The organism is Endozoicomonas sp. SESOKO3 (genome assembly GCF_024606255.1).
The window spans coordinates 1-21,869 of the sequence record NZ_JAHHPR010000701.1; the positions used below are offsets into that span (position 1 = coordinate 1).

Annotated in this window: 16 protein-coding genes; 9 read left to right on the forward strand and 7 right to left on the reverse strand. The window is 48.3% G+C overall.

Translation table 11 applies throughout. From position 1 onward, the window contains the following. From KDK18_RS12355 to KDK18_RS12385, 7 genes are all read left to right on the forward strand, one after another. Positions 1-876 (forward strand): ABC transporter substrate-binding protein (locus tag KDK18_RS12355; protein ID WP_257255228.1); only part of this gene is annotated, 876 nt, incomplete at its 5' end. Between the two features lie 262 nt (positions 877-1,138). Next, positions 1,139-3,130: an extracellular solute-binding protein gene (locus tag KDK18_RS12360; RefSeq protein ID WP_257255229.1), complete on the forward strand. Its 1,992-nt coding sequence runs from the start codon at positions 1,139-1,141 to the stop codon at positions 3,128-3,130. A 2-nt stretch (positions 3,131-3,132) separates the two neighbouring features. Then, positions 3,133-4,221 carry a microcin C ABC transporter permease YejB gene (locus KDK18_RS12365; protein ID WP_257255230.1) on the forward strand — a complete coding sequence of 363 codons (1,089 nt, stop codon included), beginning with the start codon at positions 3,133-3,135 and terminating at the stop codon, positions 4,219-4,221. A 1-nt stretch (position 4,222) separates the two neighbouring features. Continuing rightward, a complete protein-coding gene (locus KDK18_RS12370) occupies positions 4,223-5,275 on the forward strand; it encodes an ABC transporter permease (protein WP_257255231.1) in 1,053 nt (350 codons plus the stop codon). A 3-nt stretch (positions 5,276-5,278) separates the two neighbouring features. Continuing rightward, positions 5,279-6,874 (forward strand): ABC transporter ATP-binding protein, encoded by a 1,596-nt coding sequence (locus KDK18_RS12375; protein ID WP_257255232.1) that lies wholly within the window; start codon positions 5,279-5,281, stop codon positions 6,872-6,874. Positions 6,875-7,088: 214 nt separating this feature from the next. Further along, positions 7,089-9,011, forward strand: coding sequence for a PrkA family serine protein kinase (locus KDK18_RS12380; protein ID WP_257255233.1), 1,923 nt, complete (start codon positions 7,089-7,091; stop codon positions 9,009-9,011). 50 nt (positions 9,012-9,061) lie between these two features. Beyond that, entirely contained in the window at positions 9,062-10,570 is a 1,509-nt protein-coding gene (locus KDK18_RS12385) for a SpoVR family protein (RefSeq protein WP_257255234.1), read from the forward strand. A 79-nt stretch (positions 10,571-10,649) separates the two neighbouring features. Here KDK18_RS12385 and KDK18_RS12390 read toward each other — a convergent pair whose 3' ends face one another. After that, positions 10,650-12,086, reverse strand: coding sequence for a glyceraldehyde-3-phosphate dehydrogenase (locus tag KDK18_RS12390; protein ID WP_257255235.1), 1,437 nt, complete (start codon positions 12,084-12,086; stop codon positions 10,650-10,652). A 309-nt stretch (positions 12,087-12,395) separates the two neighbouring features. Here KDK18_RS12390 and mfd point away from each other — a divergent pair, with 309 nt between their 5' ends. After that, the gene (mfd, locus tag KDK18_RS12395) at positions 12,396-15,854 is read left to right on the forward strand and encodes a transcription-repair coupling factor (RefSeq protein ID WP_257255236.1); all 3,459 of its coding nucleotides are present in this window, start codon (positions 12,396-12,398) and stop codon (positions 15,852-15,854) included. An 83-nt stretch (positions 15,855-15,937) separates the two neighbouring features. Further along, positions 15,938-16,957, forward strand: coding sequence for a peptidoglycan binding protein CsiV (locus tag KDK18_RS12400; protein WP_257255237.1), 1,020 nt, complete (start codon positions 15,938-15,940; stop codon positions 16,955-16,957). A 20-nt stretch (positions 16,958-16,977) separates the two neighbouring features. On the opposite strand, the gene KDK18_RS12405 is transcribed toward KDK18_RS12400, so the two are convergent. From KDK18_RS12405 to KDK18_RS12430, 6 genes are all read right to left on the reverse strand, one after another. Continuing rightward, the gene (locus KDK18_RS12405) at positions 16,978-17,409 is read right to left on the reverse strand and encodes an ATP-binding protein (protein ID WP_257255238.1); all 432 of its coding nucleotides are present in this window, start codon (positions 17,407-17,409) and stop codon (positions 16,978-16,980) included. 1 nt (position 17,410) lies between these two features. Beyond that, positions 17,411-17,743 (reverse strand): STAS domain-containing protein, encoded by a 333-nt coding sequence (locus KDK18_RS12410; protein ID WP_257255239.1) that lies wholly within the window; start codon positions 17,741-17,743, stop codon positions 17,411-17,413. Positions 17,744-17,759: 16 nt separating this feature from the next. Further along, a complete protein-coding gene (locus KDK18_RS12415) occupies positions 17,760-18,953 on the reverse strand; it encodes a PP2C family protein-serine/threonine phosphatase (protein WP_257255240.1) in 1,194 nt (397 codons plus the stop codon). A gap of 35 nt (positions 18,954-18,988) precedes the next feature. Then, positions 18,989-20,065, reverse strand: coding sequence for a mechanosensitive ion channel family protein (locus tag KDK18_RS12420; RefSeq protein WP_257255241.1), 1,077 nt, complete (start codon positions 20,063-20,065; stop codon positions 18,989-18,991). Between the two features lie 171 nt (positions 20,066-20,236). Further along, positions 20,237-21,346 carry a mechanosensitive ion channel family protein gene (locus KDK18_RS12425; protein ID WP_257255242.1) on the reverse strand — a complete coding sequence of 370 codons (1,110 nt, stop codon included), beginning with the start codon at positions 21,344-21,346 and terminating at the stop codon, positions 20,237-20,239. 251 nt (positions 21,347-21,597) lie between these two features. Beyond that, on the reverse strand, positions 21,598-21,869 hold a 272-nt coding region (locus KDK18_RS12430), incomplete at its 5' end, for a hypothetical protein (protein WP_257255243.1).

The following is a 21,869-nucleotide window of genomic DNA, read 5'->3' on the forward strand; positions in this document are numbered from 1 at the left end:
CGGCGACCTTATCTAAAAGATGCCAGAGTCAGGGAAAGTCTGGGATATGCTTTTAACTTCGAGCAGATCAACAACCATCTTTTCTTTGGGATGTATCGACCTGCTGAAAGTTTTTTTGCAGGCTCTGAACTGGCGGCCAGTGGTACCCCTTCTGCTGATGAACTCAAATGGCTGACTCCCTGGCAACAAGAACTTCCGAAAGCTCTCTTCCATGAACCTTTCAAAGTACCTGATAGTCGACTGGCATCGGGCGACCGATTGAACAATGCAAAAGCGCTCACGTTGTTAAAACAGGCGGGCTGGCAGATAAAGAATAATCAGCAGGTTAATGCCAGGGGTGAACCACTGGTTCTCAATGCTCTGGTGGCCAGTGAAGAGCACGAAAAAGTTCTGCTTTCCATTAAGGATGGACTGAGTCATCTTGGTATTACCTTGAATGTTCAGCGTACAGACCCACTTCAGATGGTAGCCAGATTACGTGAACTGGATTTTGAAATCATACTGCACACCTATCGACACACCGCGTCACCCGGAACTGAACAAGCATCTTTCTGGGGATCGGAAACCGTTCAGCAACCAGGAACCAGAAATCTCTCGGGCGTGCATTCACCGGTAGTCGATCAATTAACTAACCTGATTCCATCGGCTACCAGCCGTAAAGAACTGCTTTCCATGGTTCATGCCCTGGACAGAGTTCTGTTATGGGGACACTATTCTCTGCCTCTCTGGTACTCTCCTTCCTGGAATGTCCTCTACCGGGACACCCTGAGGCATCCTGTGATTACACCGCTCTATGCTCTGGATCTGACTACATGGTGGCATGAGACAGAAAAACCACCAACAGCCTCTGCTAATGATGGTCCGAACCATCACTAATAGTCTGAAGACGACTTTTTTAGAGTGTGAATCGGCTGGGTATCCGGCCTGAAAGATTGCTTTTAGGTCACATTACAACTTTAAATGCCATCCAAAGATATCAATAATTTTTTTCTGTTGAATTAGACCTTGCCTGTAGGGATTGATCGGTGTTTAAAATACTGTCAGGAATCGAAATAACTCCCCAACAAGCAATACCTATAGTCAAGGAGCCGACTATAGTTTAGAGGCAAAAGTTATAACAATGCGATCCAGGCGAACCATGAATCATACAGTGATGATAAAAAAATCGTTAAAGACAACGATTTTCCAAGCCCTTCCCATTGCGACCCTCTTTCTTTCCCTGTCCATGATGCCTGTCCTGGCAGAGGCAGAGAACGCAGTTAATAAATCCCCTTCCCTTTCCTTATATGGCGACGGTAAATACTCAAAAGATTTCAAGTATTTTGACTATGTGAATCCCAATGCTCCCAAGGGGGGGACACTGCGGATGGCCAGCATGGGGACTTTCGACAGCCTGAATCCTTTCATAGAAAAAGGGACTCCGGCTGAGGGGATAGGTCTGATTTACGACACTTTGATGACCAGCAGTGCGGATGAACCTTTCTCCATGTATGCCCTGGTGGCTGAATATGCAGAGCCTGCCACTGATAACAGTGGCATCACTTTCCATTTGAATTCTAAAGCCCGGTTTCACGACGGACAACCGATCACCGCTAACGATGTCGTTTACAGCTTTGAACTGCTCAGGGATAAAGGCTCACCGTTTTACCGGGCTTACTATGGCGATATTGCCAAGGCAGAGAGCTTGTCCAAACGCAGTGTCCGCTTCGTTTTCAAACACAACCGTAACCCTGAACTTCCCCTGATCATTTCCCAACTCCCGGTACTTCCAAAACACTTCTGGGAAACACAATCGAATAACTTTGAAGAGGCCAACCTGACTCAACCTTTGGGCAGTGGCCCCTACAAAATCCGTTCTGCCGAAGCGGGTCGCAGCATTGTCTACGAAAGAGTTGATGACTACTGGGGTAAAGATCTGCCGGTCAGCAGAGGCCGTTACAACTTTGATGTGCGTCGTTACGACTATTACCGGGATGCCAACGTAGCACTGCAAGCCCTGAAAGCCGGCGAATACGATCTTCGCTTTGAAAATATTGCCAGGAACTGGGCCACCGCCTACGACTCTCCGGCGGTTAAAAAAGGTGACCTGATTCAGGAGTCCTTTCCAACCAAAGCCCCTCAGGGGATGCAGGGATTTGTTTTTAACCTGCGCAGAGATATTTTCGAGGACGTGAGAGTTCGAAAAGCTTTGAATTACGCTATGGACTTCGAGTGGCTTAACAAGAATCTGTTCTACAACAGCTACACCAGGACACAGAGTTATTTTGCCAACTCTGATATGGAAGCAACGGGTATTCCCGAGGGTAAAGAACTGGCTTACCTTGAGCCCTGGCGAGATCAACTGCCCGCTGAGTTATTCAGCGAGTCCTTCAAACTGCCCAACACGGATGGCAGTGGCAGAATCCGAAGTCAGCTGAGCCAAGCTCTCTCTTTGATGGCACAGGCAGGCTGGAAACTGGAAAACGGTTCTCTCAGGAAAAATGGCAAGCCTTTCGAATTTGAGATTCTTCTATACGATTCAAGTATGGAGAAAGTAGCCCTGCCTCTGAAGAAAAACCTTGAGGCCATGGGGATCAATGCTAGTCTGCGAATCGTGGATATTTCACAATATATAAACCGGCTCAGAAGCTTCGACTTCGACATGCTGGTCAGTCGCATTCCTCAATCCAGTTCGCCCGGAAATGAGCAAAAGGACTTCTGGAGCAGCGAATCAGCGGATCAGCCAGGAAGCCGAAATCTGATAGGCATTAAAAACCCGGTGGTCGATGGTCTGATCAAGGAAGTGATTAATGCCGGGTCCAGAGAAAATCTCGTTGCCGCCGTTAAAGCTCTGGATAGGGTTTTGCTCTGGAATGCATACATGATTCCCCAATGGTATCTGGCCAGTAACAGAATCGCCTATTGGAAACCGCTCAAGCATCCCCTGAGCACTCCTGATCAGGAACCACTTTACCAGTTTGACCTGGACTCCTGGTGGATGGAACCAACAATCATCAGGGCTTCAGACACAACCGACGATGGCTCAAACAAAGATGAGGACAATAAAGGCATGCCGGTCTGGCCTGCTGGCATTCTGTTAGCCATCCTGATTCTGGGTTGGTTGATACGTCGTTCAAAACGTCAGATCTGATTATGAAAAGCTATATTCTGCGCCGACTGGCGTTAATGATTCCGACACTATTCGGTATTTTGTTATTGAACTTTGTCATCATTCAGGCCGCACCGGGTGGACCTGTTGAGCAGATGATTGCCAAACTGGAAGGTTTTGAAATCAATGCCATCAGCCGTATCGGAGGTTCAGGCAGTGCTGAGATCCAACAGGTAAGCGTGGACGAATCCGGTGAGTACCGCGGACGGCGGGGACTGGATCCGGAACTGATCAAAGACATTGAAAAGCTTTACGGCTTTGACAAACCGGCCTATGAGCGTTTTATCCAGATGGTACTCAACTATGCTCGCTTTGAGTTTGGCGACTCTTTTTTCAGAGATGCGAAAGTCGTTGACCTCATCAAAGAGAAATTACCTGTCTCCATCTCTCTTGGATTATGGAGTACCTTGCTGATCTATCTGATCTCCATTCCTATGGGGATTCGAAAAGCATTAAAACATGGTAGCCCGTTCGATGTCTGGACCAGCGCGGTCATCACTACGGGGTATGCCATTCCGAGCTTTCTACTGGCAATCCTGCTCATCGTGCTCTTTGCCGGTGGCAGTTACTGGAATTTCTTTCCATTGCGCGGATTAACATCGGAAAACTTTGACCAGCTTAGCCTTATTGGCAAACTGGCAGATTATGCCTGGCATATGGTTCTTCCGGTTTTCTGTATTGTTATTGGTGGCTTTGCAACATTAACAATGCTGACTAAAAACTCTTTTCTCGATGAGATTCATCGCCAGTATGTACAGACAGCCCGGGCCAAGGGTCTGGATGATCATCAAGTACTGTACGGCCATGTTTTCAGAAACGCCATGCTGCTGGTGATATCCGGATTCCCGGCGGCTCTCATTGGCATTCTGTTCACCAGCTCGCTGCTGATTGAAATTATTTTTTCACTGGATGGCCTTGGCCTGCTCGGATATGAAGCCGCCATTAATCGAGATTACCCCGTGGTCTTCGGATCTCTCTTTATCTTCACCCTGATAGGCATGGTGGTAAAACTGCTGGGAGATCTGACCTACATGCTGGTTGACCCGAGAATTGATTTTGAGGCGAGGGATTAAGATGGCATCGTCTCAAATCATAAAACCTTCCCGTATAAGCCCTCTTAACCAGCGACGCTGGAAAAGCTTCAAAAGCAATCGACGGGGCTATTACTCTCTCTGGATTTTCGGTTTCCTGTTTTTCACCACTTTATTTGCCGAGCTGATTGCCAACGATAAGCCGCTTCTGGTTTATTTCAAAGGTGAAATCTATACCCCTATTTTCCATATCTACCCAGAAACAGCGTTTGGTGGCGAGTTTGAACTGGAAATGGATTATCGTCAGGACTACGCAAAAGAACTGATCGAGCCCCACGGCTGGATGCTCTGGCCACCGATTCATTACAGCTACGACACGATCAACTATGCCCGTGTTGCCCCGGCACCTCCCACGCCAGAGAATTTGCTGGGGACCGATGACCAGGGCAGAGATGTTCTGGCCCGAGTCATTTACGGTTTTAGAATTTCTGTGCTTTTTGGACTGATTCTAACGCTGTTCAGCTCTCTCATAGGGGTTGCCGTTGGCGCTATGCAGGGATTTTATGGCGGAAGAACAGATCTTATCGGGCAACGGTTTATTGAAGTCTGGTCAGGTATGCCCAGCCTGTATCTGCTGATCATTCTTTCCAGTTTTGTCGAACCCGGCTTCTGGTGGTTGCTTGGGATTATGCTGATGTTTTCCTGGATGGCTCTGGTCGATGTGGTTCGTGCGGAATTCTTGCGCGGACGAAATCTGGAATACGTCCGGGCCGCCAGGGCACTTGGGATGACCGATGGCAGACTTATGTTCCGCCATATTCTACCCAACGCCATGATAGCAACGATCACTTTCATGCCCTTTATTCTCACCGGAGCCATCACCACCCTGACGTCACTGGACTTCCTGGGTTTTGGCCTGCCAGCCGGATCGCCTTCATTGGGTGAGCTGATCGCCCAGGGCAAGAACAACCTTCAAGCACCATGGCTGGGAATTACAGCCTTCATGGTGATGTCAGTGATGCTGACCCTGCTGGTGTTTATTGGGGAAGCTACCCGTGACGCCCTTGATCCACGCAAATACGTTACAGGTCACTAAACAATGACAACTTCCCTGCTCGAGATCAAAGACCTGAAAATTCGCTTCAATCAGGGCGGCGGCAGCAGCAGCGACGCGGTAAAAAGCATCAGTTTTGAACTGTTTCCGGGAGAGACGCTGGGTCTGGTGGGCGAGTCCGGCTCCGGTAAATCCATTTCTGCCCTGAGCATACTGCAACTGCTTCCTGAAAATGCCAGTCACCAGGGTGAGATACTGTTTGATGGTAAAGACCTGTTGGCCTTATCAGAAAGGGAGATCAGAGGCGTTCGTGGAAACCAGATCGGTATGATTTTTCAGGAACCCATGACCGCCCTTAACCCTCTGCACACGATAGATAAACAGATCTGTGAAGTACTCAGTCTGCACCTGGGCATGCATCCTGAACAGGCCAGTCAGCGTGCTTTGGAGCTGCTTGAACTGGTGGGCATTCAGGAGCCAGCCAAAAAGCTTTCAGCCTATCCCCACGAACTGTCGGGTGGTCAGCGTCAAAGAGCCATGATTGCTATGGCTCTGGCCTGCGAGCCAAAAGTCCTGATTGCCGATGAGCCCACAACTGCACTGGACGTGACGGTACAAAGACAGATTCTGTCGCTGCTGGCCGAACTACAGCAGAAAATGGGTATGGCCATTTTGTTTATCAGTCATGATCTAAACCTGATTCACCATGTTTCTCATCGAATCTGTGTCATGAAAAACGGAGAACTGGTGGAAACCGGTGCCACGGGAGAAGTGTTCAATCAACCAAAGCATCCTTACACCGTAGAACTGCTCAATGCCGAGCCATCCGGTGAACCGGAACCTGTGTCCCGGGCGCAGAATAAAATCATTGAGGGGCGGGATATAAGGGTCTGGTTTCCGGTAAAAGCCGGATTCTTCCGCAAAACCGTCGACCATATCAAAGCTGTAACGGACCTCTCTATCTCAGTCGCTGAAGGTGAAACACTGGGTATTGTAGGTGAATCCGGTTCCGGAAAAACCACACTCGGGATGGCGCTCCTGAAACTGCAGGAGAGTCAGGGTCAGATCTACTTTAAAGGTGATGCCCTTCACTCCCTGAGCCAAAAACAGTGTCGTCCTTACCGACGACAGATGCAGGTTGTTTTTCAGGACCCTTACGGCAGTCTGAGCCCGAGAATGACCATCGCTGACATTATTGGCGAGGGGCTGGATATCCATCAGCTGGCTAGCAACGGAGAACGAGACGAGCTGATCATAAAAGCCATGACAGAGGTCGGTCTTAATCCTCAATGGCGACACCGTTATCCCCATGAGTTTTCTGGCGGACAGAGGCAGCGCATCGCCATAGCCAGAGCTCTGGTCCTCAAGCCCAGACTGATCATTCTTGATGAGCCCACCTCTGCTCTGGACAGGACTGTCCAGTCTCAAGTCATAAAGCTATTAAGAGATCTGCAGAAAAAACACAATCTTAGCTATATCTTTATCAGCCACGACCTTGCGGTTGTAAAAGCCATGAGCCACAGGATTCTGGTGATGAAGGACGGTGAGATTATTGAGCAGGGCTCAACCGAACAGATCTTTCACCATCCTCAAACGGAATACACCTGCGAGCTGCTTGAAGCCGCTTTCGAAAGCTACTAGCAGCCTGTCGGACTTAAGCGTCCGTAGCGAGGATTGCGACCGCAGTAGGACATGCTTAAGTCCGACAGGCTGCTAGATAATGTCTGCATGTTGAGGGTATTTCATCATTCTCCCATCGAGCGGGTGAAATACTTCTCTCATTAATTAATTGTTATCAGTCGCTTTTCAACTATCTTCACTTCACCTGCAGACGAATTCCGTTGGAGTGAGCAACATGTCCCTGTTTGAACATTACCAGCAAAGATATGACTCAACCCTGGAAGAAGAGATGAGCCTTCAGGCTTTCCTGGAGCTATGCAAGCAAGAACCCGGAACCTATGCCAGCGCAGCCGAGCGCGTGCTTGAAGCGATTGGCGAGCCAGAACTTGTCGATACTTCAAGAAACCCGAGACTCAGTAGAATATTTTCCAACAAGTTGATCAAACGGTATCCAGCGTTCAGCGGGTTCTTTGGTATGGAAGAATCCATTGAACAGATTGTTTCTTATTTTCAGTATGCTGCCCAGGGGCTGGAAGAAAAGAAGCAGATTCTCTATCTGCTTGGCCCGGTTGGTGGTGGTAAATCCTCGCTGGCGGAAAAACTGAAAGAACTGATTGAAAAAGTACCCTTCTACGCCATCAAAGGATCGCCAGTGTTTGAATCACCTCTCGGTCTTTTCAACCCGGAGCAGGACGGAGAGCTACTTGCGAAAGAATTCGGTATACCCGACCGCTGTCTGAGATACATTATGTCCCCGTGGGCCGTTAAGCGCCTCGAGGAATACAAAGGTGACATTACTCAGTTCAGGGTCATCAAACTCTATCCTAACCGACTGAAGCAGATTGCCGTTGCCAAAACCGAACCCGGCGATGAAAACAATCAGGATATCTCCAGCCTGGTGGGCAAGGTGGATATACGACAACTGGAAGAATATTCGCAGGATGATCCCGATGCCTATAGTTTCTCGGGGGCACTCTGCAGGGCCAATCAGGGCATTATGGAGTTTGTCGAAATGTTCAAGGCCCCGATCAAGGTACTCCACCCTTTGCTGACAGCCACCCAGGAAGGTAATTACAACAGCACTGAAGGCTTGGGCTCTATTCCCTATGAAGGCATTATTCTCGCTCACTCGAACGAATCGGAGTGGCAAACATTCAGAAACAACAAAACCAATGAAGCTTTTATTGATCGCGTCAACATTATCAAAGTGCCCTATTGCACCCGCATGAGTGAGGAAATCAGAATTTATGAGAAGCTGCTTGAACACAGTTCTCTTAACAAAGCTCCCTGTGCCCCGGATACATTGCGGATGCTTGCTCAGTTCAGTGTCCTTTCCCGGATAGCCGACCCGGAAAATTCCTCTATCTACTCCAAGATGCGGGTCTACGACGGTGAGAATCTCAAAGACACCGATCCTAACGCCAAATCGCTTCAGGAATACAAGGATGCGGCTGGCGTCGACGAAGGGATGGAAGGATTATCGACCCGATTTGCTTTCAAGATACTCTCAAAGGTCTTTAATTTTGACCCTACCGAAATAGCTGCTAACCCGGTTCACCTGTTGTACGTTCTTGAGCAACAGATTGAACAACAACAGTTCCCCGAAGCCATTGAAGAGCGATACATCAGCTTCATCAAGGGGTATCTGACGCCAAGATACGTGGAGTTTCTGGGTAAAGAGATTCAGACAGCGTATCTGGAATCGTACTCAGAGTACGGTCAGAATATTTTTGATCGCTACATCACCTACGCCGATTTCTGGATTCAGGATCAGGAGTTCAGAGATCCTGATACCGGACAGATACTCGACCGGATAGCTCTCAATGATGAGCTGGAAAAAATTGAGAAGCCCGCCGGAATAGCCAACCCGAAAGACTTTCGCAATGAGGTGGTCAATTTTGTGCTCAGAGCCAGGGCTGATATGCAGGGCAAGAATCCCATCTGGCTCAGTTACGAAAAGATGAGATCCGTGATTGAGAAAAAGATGTTCTCCAACACAGAAGACCTGCTGCCTGTCATCTCATTTAATGCAAAGGCTTCCCATGACGATCAGAAGAAACATGCCGACTTTGTGGACCGCATGGTACAGCACGGCTACACCGAAAAGCAGGTCAGACTGCTGTCTGAGTGGTACATCAGGGTCAGGAAGTCCCAGTAACCTGTCTACCGGGTCTTCCGTCGTCTTTTCGAAAAGGAAGTGAAATAGCCATGAATAGCCAGTACCTTTCAACCGGCTCCGAGTGGACCTTTGAGCTACTTGACGCTTATGACAGGGCCATTGGCCAGCTGGCAGAAAAGTTTGAATTGGATACTTACCCAAACCAGATTGAAGTCATAAACTCGGAACAAATGATTGATGCCTACACTTCGTTGGGCATGCCGCTCATGTACCATCACTGGAGTTTTGGTAAAAAATTTCTTACGAATCTTCAAAACTACAGACGTGGTCGAATGGGGCTTGCCTATGAAATTGTCATCAATTCAAACCCCTGCATCGCCTACTTGATGGAGGAAAATTCCATGGCCATGCAGGCTCTGGTGATTGCCCATGCCTGTTACGGTCATAACTCTTTTTTCAAAGGTAACTATCTATTCCGTCAGTGGACCAATGCAGACTCGATTGTCGATTATCTGCTGTTTGCCAGGAACTACATTAATCAGTGCGAGGAAAAATACGGTGTTGACGCTGTTGAAGTGATTCTGGATGCCTGCCATGCGTTGATGAATCAAGGAGTCAATCGATATATGCGCCCTTCCGCCATTTCAGCAGAAATGGAAAAGAACCAGGCGAGGGAGAGAGAAGAATATATTCAGAGAAACATCAATGATCTCTGGCGAACGGTCCCAAGCAAAAAGGAAGACCCTGCCAAAGTGAGAAAACGATTCCCTTCAGAGCCGGAAGAAAACATTCTCTACTTTGTTGAAAAAAATGCACCACTGTTGAAAACCTGGCAACGGGAACTGATTCGAATTGTCCGTAAAATAGCCCAGTATTTTTATCCTCAGCGGCAGACCCAGGTGATGAACGAAGGTTGGGCCAGCTTCTGGCATTACACGCTGATGCATGAACTCTATGCAAAAGGTCTGATCAACGAAGGCTATGTGCTCGAGTTTCTGCATTCTCACAGTAATGTCGTGTTTCAGCCGGATTTTGATGATCCACGTTATTCCGGCATAAACCCTTATACTCTGGGCTTCAATATCTATCGCGACATTCGCCGGATATGCGAAAATCCTACTCAGGAAGACCGGCTATGGTTTCCTGACCTCACGGACAGCGACTGGCTGAAGGCCCTTCATCACGCCATGGCCCAGTACAAGGATGAAAGCTTTATCCTTCAGTTTCTTTCTCCCAAAGTGATGCGGGATATGAAGCTCTTCTGCATTCACGACGACCATTCAAAAGCCTTTCTCGAAGTCAGCGCCATACACGATGAGTCAGGTTACAAAGCACTCAGACAGTCACTGTCCAACCAGTATAATCTGGGTAATCAGGAGCCTAATATTCAGGTTTTTGATGTTGATGTAAGAGGAGACCGCTCCCTGACACTGATTCATTCCATGCATAGGGGTCAGAACCTTCACGCTGATAGCGCCATGGAAATCCTCAAACACCTGCACCTGTTATGGGGATTTGACGTACGACTGAATTCTCTGGACACTAAAGGCGAAGTTCAGCACAGTTACTGCACCTCGGAAATACACGATGCATCCTGAAAAAGCGCATATGATGGCTTTTTCAGGATAGGGTCCATTCCATCAGCTATTGCCATGAATGACGGATGGCCAATGCCTGCTACTGAACAGGCACTGTTTTGTGATGATTTCCGGTCATATGCTGCAAAATACGGTTAACCTGACAGCTGTATCCAAACTCATTATCATACCAGACGTAAAGTACACAGCGGTTGCCATCAACAATGGTGGCCTGACTGTCAACAATGCCCGCATGACGGTTGCCGACAAAATCACTGGATACCACTTCAAAAGAGTTCACATAATCGATCTGCTTCTTCAGATCAGAGTACAGCGCCATCTCACGGAGATAGCTGTTTAGCTCGTCTACAGTGGTGTCCTTAGACAGATTCAGGTTCAGAATGGCCATGGACACGTTGGGTGTTGGCACCCGGATGGCATTACCAGTCAACTTGCCTTGCAACTGCGGCAGTGCCTTCGAAACAGCCTTGGCCGCTCCGGTTTCGGTGATCACCATATTCAAGGCTGCACTGCGACCGCGGCGAGAACCTTTATGGTAGTTGTCAATCAGGTTCTGGTCATTGGTGTAGGAGTGAACGGTTTCGACATGACCGTTCTCAACACCAAACTTGTCACAGATCGCTTTCAGTACCGGAGTGATCGCATTGGTGGTGCAGGAGGCAGCAGAAATGATCTGATCTTCATCATTGATGATGTCATGGTTAACGCCAAACACAACATTTTTCAGGTCGCCCTTGCCAGGCGCTGTCAGCAGAACCCTGCTAGCCCCGGTAGACTGAAGGTGCTGACTCAAACCCTCCTGATCACGCCACACACCAGTATTGTCTACGACGATGGCATTGTTAATACCATAGCTTGTGTAATCGATAGAATCCGGAGAGTTGGCATAGATAAACTTGATAGCTACACCGTTGGCGTAGATGATGTTGCTCTCTTCATCTACGCTGATGGTGCCATTGAAAGAACCGTGCACCGAATCACGTCTCAGCAAACTGGCACGCTTTTGCAGATCGTTTTCAGCTTTCCCCTTCCGAACGACAACCGCTCTCAGGTTCAAACCGGAGCCACCTGCCCGTTCAATAAGAATACGGGCCATGAGGCGACCGATACGACCAAAACCATAGAGGACAACATCTCTGTCATCATGGCCATGGCCATTTTTGCCATCCACCAGTTCGGAAACCTGACTGCGAACGTAATTTTCCAGAGTCTGCTTGCCTTCACTCTTCTCGTAGCCGGATGCAAGCTTGCCAATATCAATGCGGCCCGGAGCCAGGTTCAGCTTGCTCAGCACTTCAATGACGGGGAATGTTTGACGTACACACAAGGCAGAGCCTTCTACCTGGCGAACGTACTTGTGAGATTTGAGGATATCAATTACAGAACGATTGATGATTGAGCGGCCATAGACCGAAGTCACAACGTTATTTTCACGATACAAGCGGCCGATCAATGGAATCATGGATTCGGCTAAGGCTTCACGTTCTCTCCAGTCCTGAAAATGGTCTTTTTCCATGGTTCCAATCCTGTATTTTTTATGTGCTCAAGGCTGTTAATCAGCTCAAGGCTGTTCACTTCTGTCAGACTGCCACTCTCAAGCAACTGGCTGGTTACTTCAGGCGGCACAGGTCACGTTTATATGCCCTTAGGCTTCGGGGCTATTATCCAGAGTTCATCCTCACTTGGCAACAAAGTACAACAAACTTTAACACTTCATTTAATCATTCTTTGTTTGTACGAGGCTGCAAAGACGCTATTGCATGGTATATGCCGTTCTGAACAGCTACAATTGCGGGTTTAGCGTATCCAGAACAAAACACCTTTCATGTCGCAGGCCAATTTGAACTCATCTTCCTTCCAGCTTCCAGAGACTCCGGGGCATAAAACCTTCTGGGGTCAGCTGAGCCAATCAACCAGCTCATTCGCCATAGCCAGTGCCGCCCGGTTAACCCGTCGCCCGCTACTGGTTATTACACCTGACTCCGCTCAGGCAAATGCTCTTGAAGAAGAACTGAGTTTCTTCCTGAAAGATGATCAGTCTACCCGCATCCTGCACTTTCCCGACTGGGAGATATTACCCTACGATGCCTTTTCGCCCCATCAGGACATCATTTCCCAGCGGTTGAAAACCCTGTACCGACTACCCCGCAGCGAAAAGACCCTGTTGATAATATCGGTTTCCACCTTGCTGCACCGTCTGTGTCCCCGTGATTACCTGGAATCCAACTGTCTGGTTTTGAAACGGGGTGAAACCTTTCTTATTGCCGAGAAAAGGCAACAATTGGAACAGGCGGGTTATCGCTGTGTTGATACAGTCTACGAGCATGGCGAGTTCGCTATCCGGGGTTCACTCATGGATATCTTCCCCATGGGATCTGATACCCCCTACCGGATTGACCTGTTTGATGACGAAATCGATACGCTGAGAATCTTTGATCCGGAAAGCCAGCGTTCCATTAATCAAGTTGATCACATAGAACTGCTCCCGGGACATGAATTCCCGATGGACAAGACCTCCAGGGATCGCTTCCGAAGCCTGTTCAGGGAAGCGTTTGACGTGGATCACCGCGAGTGCCCCGTGTACCAGGATATAGGACAGGGGCTGGCAAGCCCGGGTATTGAATACTACCTGCCCCTGTTTTTCGAGCAGACAGCCACCCTGTTTGATCATCTTTCCAGTGAAACAACGATCATTCAATATCAGGGCGTGCAGGAAGCGATAGAGCAATTCTGGCAGGATCTGACAGAACGCTACGAGAACCGGAAAGTCGATCCCAACCGCCCGCTTCTGCCTCCCGTAAAGGTTTTAATGCCTTCTGAAGAAATCAATCGAGCTCTGAAACAATACCCTCGCATTGTGCTGTCAGACCAGATCGTTGATTCTTCTGACGGCTTCAACCTTAATCACCAGCCATTACCTGAGCTCACTCTGAATGCCCGTGCCGATCACCCTTTGCAACCTCTTGAAGATCTGATTGAATCGGGACCAAGGATTCTTCTGGTGGCTGAAAGTGCGGGTCGTCGGGAAGTTCTGCTGGAAATGCTCGCCCAGTCTGACATTCGCCCCAATACTTTCAATAGCTGGTCCACCTTCCTGAGCAGAAAAGAGACGCTGGGTATTACCGAAGGTACGTTAGCGTCAGGCTTTTTTCTCAACGACCTGAATATTGCCCTGATTCCAGAGTCTCTGCTGCTGGGTCAGAGGGTCATGCAGCGCCGTCGGCGAAAAGGAGAGACAGAGACCGACACCGATCAAACCATCCGTAATCTTACCGAGCTGAGAGAAGGTGCTCCAGTGGTGCATATTGATCACGGTGTAGGACGGTATCGTGGTCTTGATACCTTGTCTGTTGATGGTCAGGAGACAGAATTCCTGACTCTGGAATACGCCAGCGAAGCCAAGCTTTATATTCCGGTAGCCTCTCTGCATCTCATTGCCCGTTACACCGGTACAGATGATGAGCATGCTCCGCTGCATCGTCTTGGTAGCGAGCAATGGACCAAGGCACGTCGCAAGGCGGCTGAGAAAGCCAGAGATGCCGCGGCAGAGCTGCTGGATATCTATGCCCGACGAGAAGCCAGAAAGGGTTTTGCCTTTTCGGCACCGGATCAACAATATCATGCATTCTCTGCCGGCTTTCCTTTTGAGGAAACGCCTGATCAGCAGCAGGCTATTGTCAACGTGATAAAAGACATGTCCAAAGGTAAGCCCATGGATCGCCTGGTCTGTGGTGATGTCGGGTTTGGTAAGACCGAAGTGGCCATGAGAGCCGCCTTTCTGGCAGTACAAAGTGGCAAGCAGGTGGCGATTCTTGTACCGACTACCCTGTTGGCTCAACAGCATTATGAAAGCTTTCGTGACCGTTTTGCCGACTGGGCCGTTGAAATCGACGTAGCTTCACGCTTCAAGTCAGCAAAACAGGTTCAGGCACTCAAAGAGAAAGTCACGGAAGGCAAACTGGATATTATTATAGGTACCCACAAACTGATTCAGGGTGATTTCAAGTTCAAGAATCTGGGTCTGTTGATTATTGATGAGGAGCACCGTTTCGGGGTCAGGCACAAGGAAATGCTGAAATCCATGCGTTCCGAAGTCGATATTCTGACCCTGACGGCAACACCTATCCCGCGGACACTCAATATGGCTATGTCGGGTATTCGTGATCTCTCGATTATCGCAACTCCACCCGCACGACGCCTGTCAGTTAAAACCTTTGTTCGACAAAGCGACAAATTACTGGTCAAAGAGGCTATTCTTCGTGAGTTACTGCGCGGTGGTCAGGTCTATTACCTGCACAACGAAGTTTCCAGTATCGACAAGGCTGCTTCTGATCTGCAGGAACTTATTCCTGAGGCGCGTATTGCTGTGGGTCACGGTCAGATGCGTGAAAGAGAGCTGGAGCAGGTCATGTCCGACTTCTATCACAAGCGACATAACATCCTTGTCTGCACCACCATCATAGAGACAGGCATTGATATACCTAATGCCAACACCATTATCATCCACCGTTCGGACAAGTTCGGTCTGGCACAGTTGCACCAGTTGAGAGGACGAGTTGGCCGATCTCATCATCAGGCCTATGCTTATCTGCTGACACCTGCGCCAAAGTCCATGACCAGGGATGCACTGAAAAGACTGGAAGCCATTGCCGAAGCTCAGGACCTGGGAGCTGGATTTATGCTGGCATCCAATGACCTGGAAATTCGGGGAGCAGGAGAATTGCTGGGTGAAGATCAGAGCGGGCAGATTCAGAATGTTGGCTTTACACTTTACACCGAAATGCTTGAAAAAGCGGTGGAAGCGATCCGTAACGGTGAAACACCGGATCTGGACAAACCTCTGCATCAAGGCAGCGATGTGAACCTGCGGCTGCCGGCCTTGCTACCAGAAGACTATATCCATGATGTCCACAACAGGCTGATTCTCTATAAACGAATTGCCGCTGCGAGTAACGGCGAAGACCTGAAAAACCTTCAGGTTGAACTGATTGACCGCTTCGGCCTGTTACCGGACCAGGCCAAAAACCTGTTCCGACAGACCCGTCTCAGGTTAAAAGCTGAAAAAATGGGTATTATTAAAATCGATGCCGGTGCCGGCAGTGCCCGAATTGAATTCAACAGTCAGCCAGCCATCGATCCCGTTGCGATCATTCAGCTAATCCAGTCAGAGCCGCACCTTTACAGACTGGAAGGTAGTAGCGTGTTGAAGTACAGTGGCCCAATGGAAAAAGCCGAAGCGCGATTCAAGCTGCTTGAACAATTACTGGATCGACTGGCCACATAATCGCCCCTGGAAGCAGTCTTAAATTTTCTCGATCTATGATTGCTTCTGCGTCTCTGAGTCTTTAAAACTGTATACGAAACTGCATGATCACACTTTTGAAATCCACCTCTCAGATATCTCAGCGGCGGCGTATAGCAGCCCGCCAGACTGAAGGTCAACGAGGCACAGGATTGAGCGGGGATTTTATGAAAAGCCTTGAGCTAAAAAAAATGAGTGTTAATCACAATGTCGCCTTTTGCAGAATTCAAAGAGCGATCGGTAGTCTGCTTCTGAGTTCGGTCTCGATGATGGCCATGGCGGAAGGTCAAAAGGCAGAGACTCAGTGGTATCAGGCCGACATGATTGTATTTCTGAACGAACAAAGCATGAATAGCAGTGAGAAATGGCCAGAAATAACAACTCACTCTCTACCCGCTAACGCCGTCAAACTGAAATCGTCCGACTCTGTAACAGACACTGGTAACCTAACCAATAGGCTGGGTCAGTCTGAAAAAAAGCCCGAGATAGATCTGGAACGGGATGCCTTTGTCTCCCTACCCTACCCATCACAGTTGTTACAAAAGGAAAGCAGTGCCCTGAGCAGAAATGGCAGCTACCGGATTCTGGAGCAAAAAGCCTGGCTGATGCCAATCAAGGACGGCAAAAGTACGAAGCCTGTCACAATTAGAACTTATACTACACAAAGCAAAAAGCCCGGTATGCTGGAAGGCACCGTTACAGTCAGTTCCAGTCGATATCTGCACGTAAAAGTCAATCTCTGGTACAGTGAATTGGCGTGGGAAGCACTGGCAAAAAACATGGGAGGATCTCAGTCGAACCCAGACTCTCAGAAGAAACCGACCACAGATGGAAAGTTACAACTGGTCAAAACGCCTGACGGCCAAACCATGAAAATTTCCCGAAATTTTCATATGCAGGAAAGTCGCAGAATCACAAACATTGACGAGGTTCAGTACCTGGACAGCCCTGTCATCGGTGTTCTGTTCAAACTGACGCCGTATGAAAAGCCCGACAAACCTTCACTGCCAGAAATGGAATCTGATCAGGATAAAAGCCCGGAGCTGGGTATTTTACCAGGAATCTTCGAACAGGAAGACAGCTGATCCAAAGTAAAAAAGAGCTGTCAGTGGCGCAGCTCTTTTTTCATGATAAAGCTATTCTTGTCCTGGTTTGACTCATAGGTCACCTGGTCCATAAGCTTGTTCACAATATGCAGGCCCCGACCACTGCATAACCAGACTTCCGGCTGCTCCGGATCAACCACCATTTCAGTCTTATTCTGCATGACATCATCGGGAATGCTCTGCCCCCAATCACTGACAGAAATATTCATCGTAGTCTTGTCCATACTGACACATACTTCTACCGGATGACCCGCTTCATTGTCGTAGGCATGTTCAATGGCATTATTGACAATTTCTACCAGACACAACTCTAACCGGTTTATTTCAACAGGAGAAAGCGTTGTCATAGCGCAGACTCCTCTGACCGCCATAGCCACCAGTCTTGTATTGGATAACTGGCTGTCGATTTCCAGCTTCAGCACCTGTGACATGTCAACTCCCTTTAACGGCCTCAGCCACAGAACCATGGAGTTTGAACAATTTATCCATGGACGTAAGATCAAACAGATCTCTCACCGCAGGCTGAGCACAAGCCAGACTGAATGAACCATTACCCGACAATTTCTTGAGACCCGCTACCAGCACACTCAGGCCAGTACTGTCCATGAAACGCACCTCAGCAAGATCGACAACTATGTTGGACCTGCCCTCTTCAATCAAATCAAACACATAGGTTTTAAACACTTCGGCAACGGAAGCGTCAAGACGGGACTCATCAATCCGGACCACCGTAAAGTGGCCTTCCTCGTGGTTTTCAAACGCCATGCCATCCTCCTGGCTTTCAGGGTTTCCATTCCAGTAAAAGGTAAGTTACATCGTCATCGAAACGGTCGAGTTCACTCCAGTCTCTGACATTTTTCTCTACCTGGTCAATAACTGATTTTAAATCATCATTTAAAGTATCTTGCAGACATTGCAGCAATCGGGTTTCACCAAACTGCTCACTCTCAGCGTTTTCACATTCTGTCACGCCATCAGAGTACAGAAACAGACGGTCACCCGGCCGAAACTGCAAAGTGCAGGAGGTGTATTCCATGTCGGGCATCATACCGATAGGCACTCCTCCACCTGCTACAGGTTCTACGTAGGCCTTTTCACGATGAATCCATAAAGGTTTCGGATGACCCGCCTGAGATAAGGTGACTTGACCTGTGCGACTATTAATGAGTCCATAGGCAATAGTGAAATAAAGCATAGATTCCGGTGTCACCTGAAACCGCCTGTTCAAAGAGGCCAAAACCTTTTCGGGCGCACGCACTTTATAAAAAGGCTCATGATCCAGTGTTTCTTTGATGATGGAGCCCCTGCCCGATGTTTCTGAAAGAATGTTATTCAGGGTAAATGAGAAGAGCGCTGAGGGAATGCCATGCCCAGCCACGTCCAGTTGATAGAACCCCAGCGTTTCACCGTCTATGGCCTGGTAACCAAACATATCCCCACCCAGGATTTTGCTAGGTTTGAAAAACCAGTCAAAGGCAACATGTTGAATAGTTGTCGGCTGAGCCAGCAGAACTTCCTGAGCTTTGGCGGCTGATTCAAGATCTTTCTCAACGGTCTGAATCGCTTCAATCAATTGCTTGTTCTGTTGTTCAAGCTGCTTCTCAAGTTCAATGATACGAATCCCTGCTTTGAGGCGGGCAGCCAATTCATCAAAATTGACCGGTTTGGCAAGAAAGTCGTCCGCCCCATCATTCATACCTTCGACAACAGCTTCATGATCGGCATTACCAGTGAGCAGAATGAAATAAATATAACGACCAAGATCTGTTTTTCGGGTCTGCCTGAGCAGTTCCAGGCCATCCATCCCGGGCATCATCCAATCGCTGATGATGATTCTGACATCCTGATATTCCTGAAGAATCTCCAGAGCTTTTATGCCATTCTCAGCTTCAAGCACCTGATGCCCTTGTTTTTTCAACACTATGGAGAGCATCAAACGCTGGTCACGGGCATCTTCAACAATAAGAATATTCATCCAGTCCTTATCGGCCTGCTGTTATTTCATCTTAATCAGCGGATCTCCTTATTTGGAGATTTGCTTACTTCCTTTTCAACATTCGCCTCATGAATCACTTTCATTACCGGATAGGCAAACTCTGCCCCTGCTTTTTGTACCGCAGAAGCAATGATCAACATGACACCTTCCTGAACTCTGACAAAGTCAACTCTTCCCTTGGGAATCACATGTACTCTGACTTGACACTCCAGTGATGAATCTCCGTATTTGAGAAAACGCGCATAATAGGGCTCTGAGCAATCCAGCTCAGGATGCTGTAGAAAACCTTCCGTGACCTGATTCATGATGGCTGGAATCTTATCCAGATCCTCATAACGAATACCAAAGTTTTCAACAACCCGTCGGTTACGCATCCTGGATGGGTTTTCCAGGACAATACTGGTGAAGACCGAATTCGGCACAAACACGGGCCTGCGATCAAAATTTCTTATCTGGGTTAACCGCCAACCAATATGTTCTACGTGCCCTTCTATCTGTCGGTCCGGAGAACGAATCCAATCGCCTTCCTTAAAGGGTTTGTCCAGCATCAACATCAAACCGCCAAAAAAGTTTGCCAACCACTCCCGGGCAGCCATACCTACAATCAGGCCACCCACCCCCCCAAAGGTCAGTAGCGCAGAGAGGGAGTAGCCTAACTTTTGTGCCAGAATCATTACCGCCAGAACAATCAGAACGATATGAATAAACCGGGACAGGGTTCTGGCCAGGTCGAGATCTTTATCCTGAACCCCGGAGATTATGGCAATGTTCGGTATTTGCCTGGTGAGTCTCAGGACAATCCAGAGAGGGAGTAATACAGAGGTGACAGTTTCTGAGATCTCCAGCCAGTCATGGCCTTCCTCTTCAGTGTGATCAATAAACCAGTGGGCATAATAAAAAAAACAGATAAGCCAGGGCAGAAGCAGCAGCGGTGGACGAAAAGCCGAGGCCAGACAGGCCCTTATCGATTGATTCTCGGATTGAGCCCATCGGCTGAGGAAAATGTGGCTAAACCAGGAAACGATAAGTGCAGCTAAAGGCGCTGTTAGTAGATGGACGTTATCCCCCTTAAGAAGATCTTCCCAGAACATTGCCTGCTCCTCGTACAAGAAAAACCCAATGGTAAGGGGAATATCGGCTGTCACCCTCCCAGTTATATTTAGACCATTGAAATTATTCTTGAGGGGTAAAATCTGAAAGCATTTTACCCCGCTTGATTTCACTGCATAAACAGAAGAAATTAACTGGCCGTACTCAGAAGGTTAAGCCGGTTTTGCTGGTGCCTGCTCTGAATAACTGAGCCACTCTTCCGGAAGATCAAGCGTTTGGGTCGGGAAGGCAATATCAGCATCATATGAATGGATAATACCCATTATCCTGACCAGAACTTCCTGTTTCACCCTGAGGTACTCTGCCCAGTCTGTGGTGCAGGTAAAGCAATAGATAAAGATATCAAGGCTAGAAGGACCAAAGGCATTAAACGACACAAGAACTATCTTGTCTTTGGCGATTTCATTGTTATCTTGCAGGTACTGACGAATTTCCCCGACGATCGCTTCCACCTGATGGCCGTCCTGATACCTCAGACCGACAGTTTCCTTGATTCTTCTATTTTCCATACGTGAAGGATTCTCAACGGAAATGCTGGCGAAAGTGGCATTGGGAACATAGAGTGGTCGCTTTTCAAATGTCTTGATGCGGGTTTGTCTCCAGCCAATGTATTCCACATAACCTTCAATGTTTTTATCCGGCGAACGAATCCAGTCACCTACGCGGAAGGGTTTATCAAGATAGATCATCAGACCACCAAAAAAATTGGCCAGCATATCCTTGGCAGCGTAACCGACCGCCAAACCACCCACACCACCAAACGCCAAAAGACCTGAAATACTGTAGCCAAGTGACTGTAATATAAAGAGAACACAGGTAATGATGATCACGATTCTGATTAACCTGCCAATGGCTACAACGGTGGTTGGATCATTAGGTTTATTAGAAGTCAGATCAGGATTCAGGAAGTTTCGTTCCAGCTGACGAATGAAACGGATTATGCTCCAACCCACCAGAGTGATGATAATGACATCCCTCAGATTACCCAGTCCGTCCAGCAACACAGCATCCGTAGCCTTGGCAATAACATCGACAGCCCAGGAGAAACCGATGACCCAGATCAGCAGTGTCACAGGGGTTCTGAGCCCCCTGATAACTGCATCATTCCAAGGTGTTAGATGAGTGCGATCATCCCTTGAAAGATGGGCAAACACTCTGGAGGCGATTAGATTGATAACACCTGAAATGAGCACGACAATAACGACCTGGATAACCCATTGAGGAATATCCAGTTCCTTAAGAAAAGGGAGAGAAAAAGACATTATTCGACTTCCGGATAGTAAACAGCACACTTAACAGTGAGCATGATTCTATCCCTATGAGAGAAATCATTCTATCAAGTCTGTATCTTGGAGAGCGGAAAATAACCACCCTATGGAGCACAGAATACAACAGAAAATTGATCTCGTAATGACTGTTCACAGTGATGTGCGAGCTGCACTGCAGAGAGAAGTTTTTGCTGGTTTGCGAAGCCAGAAGCAACTGGAAGAATTTGATGAAAAATTCCCAAGCCCTAAACCTTATTCAATTCTACGGATCTGAATCGCTTAAAGTAAACGACTACGCCCACTGTCACAGCCGCCACCAAAATGCTCACAGCGGCCAGTGTGCCGATTACAACCCCGGTCGTGCCGCCCGCTGACATACTACTGTCGTCAGATTCTACAGGGAATGGGGTGCCGGTAAAGATCACCGACGTCACCAACGACACGGGTACTGTATTGGGGGGCATGGCTTCGCTGGAGGTACTGCTTATGGCTTCGCTGGAGGTACTGCTTATGGCTT

What these genes read in the sequence shown, in the direction of transcription:
- KDK18_RS12370 (WP_257255231.1), top strand. Translation starts at nt 4,223, where the DNA reads ATGGCATCGTCTCAAATCATAAAACCTTCCCGTATAAGCCCTCTTAAC.
- KDK18_RS12410 (WP_257255239.1), bottom strand. Translation starts at nt 17,743, where the DNA reads ATGGCGTTTGAAAACCACGAGGAAGGCCACTTTACGGTGGTCCGGATT.
- KDK18_RS12375 (WP_257255232.1), top strand. Translation starts at nt 5,279, where the DNA reads ATGACAACTTCCCTGCTCGAGATCAAAGACCTGAAAATTCGCTTCAAT.
- KDK18_RS12365 (WP_257255230.1), top strand. Translation starts at nt 3,133, where the DNA reads ATGAAAAGCTATATTCTGCGCCGACTGGCGTTAATGATTCCGACACTA.
- KDK18_RS12380 (WP_257255233.1), top strand. Translation starts at nt 7,089, where the DNA reads ATGTCCCTGTTTGAACATTACCAGCAAAGATATGACTCAACCCTGGAA.
- KDK18_RS12405 (WP_257255238.1), bottom strand. Translation starts at nt 17,409, where the DNA reads ATGTCACAGGTGCTGAAGCTGGAAATCGACAGCCAGTTATCCAATACA.
- KDK18_RS12415 (WP_257255240.1), bottom strand. Translation starts at nt 18,953, where the DNA reads ATGAATATTCTTATTGTTGAAGATGCCCGTGACCAGCGTTTGATGCTC.
- KDK18_RS12425 (WP_257255242.1), bottom strand. Translation starts at nt 21,346, where the DNA reads ATGTCTTTTTCTCTCCCTTTTCTTAAGGAACTGGATATTCCTCAATGG.
- KDK18_RS12400 (WP_257255237.1), top strand. Translation starts at nt 15,938, where the DNA reads ATGATCACACTTTTGAAATCCACCTCTCAGATATCTCAGCGGCGGCGT.
- KDK18_RS12390 (WP_257255235.1), bottom strand. Translation starts at nt 12,086, where the DNA reads ATGGAAAAAGACCATTTTCAGGACTGGAGAGAACGTGAAGCCTTAGCC.
- mfd (WP_257255236.1), top strand. Translation starts at nt 12,396, where the DNA reads ATGTCGCAGGCCAATTTGAACTCATCTTCCTTCCAGCTTCCAGAGACT.
- KDK18_RS12360 (WP_257255229.1), top strand. Translation starts at nt 1,139, where the DNA reads ATGAATCATACAGTGATGATAAAAAAATCGTTAAAGACAACGATTTTC.
- KDK18_RS12385 (WP_257255234.1), top strand. Translation starts at nt 9,062, where the DNA reads ATGAATAGCCAGTACCTTTCAACCGGCTCCGAGTGGACCTTTGAGCTA.
- KDK18_RS12420 (WP_257255241.1), bottom strand. Translation starts at nt 20,065, where the DNA reads ATGTTCTGGGAAGATCTTCTTAAGGGGGATAACGTCCATCTACTAACA.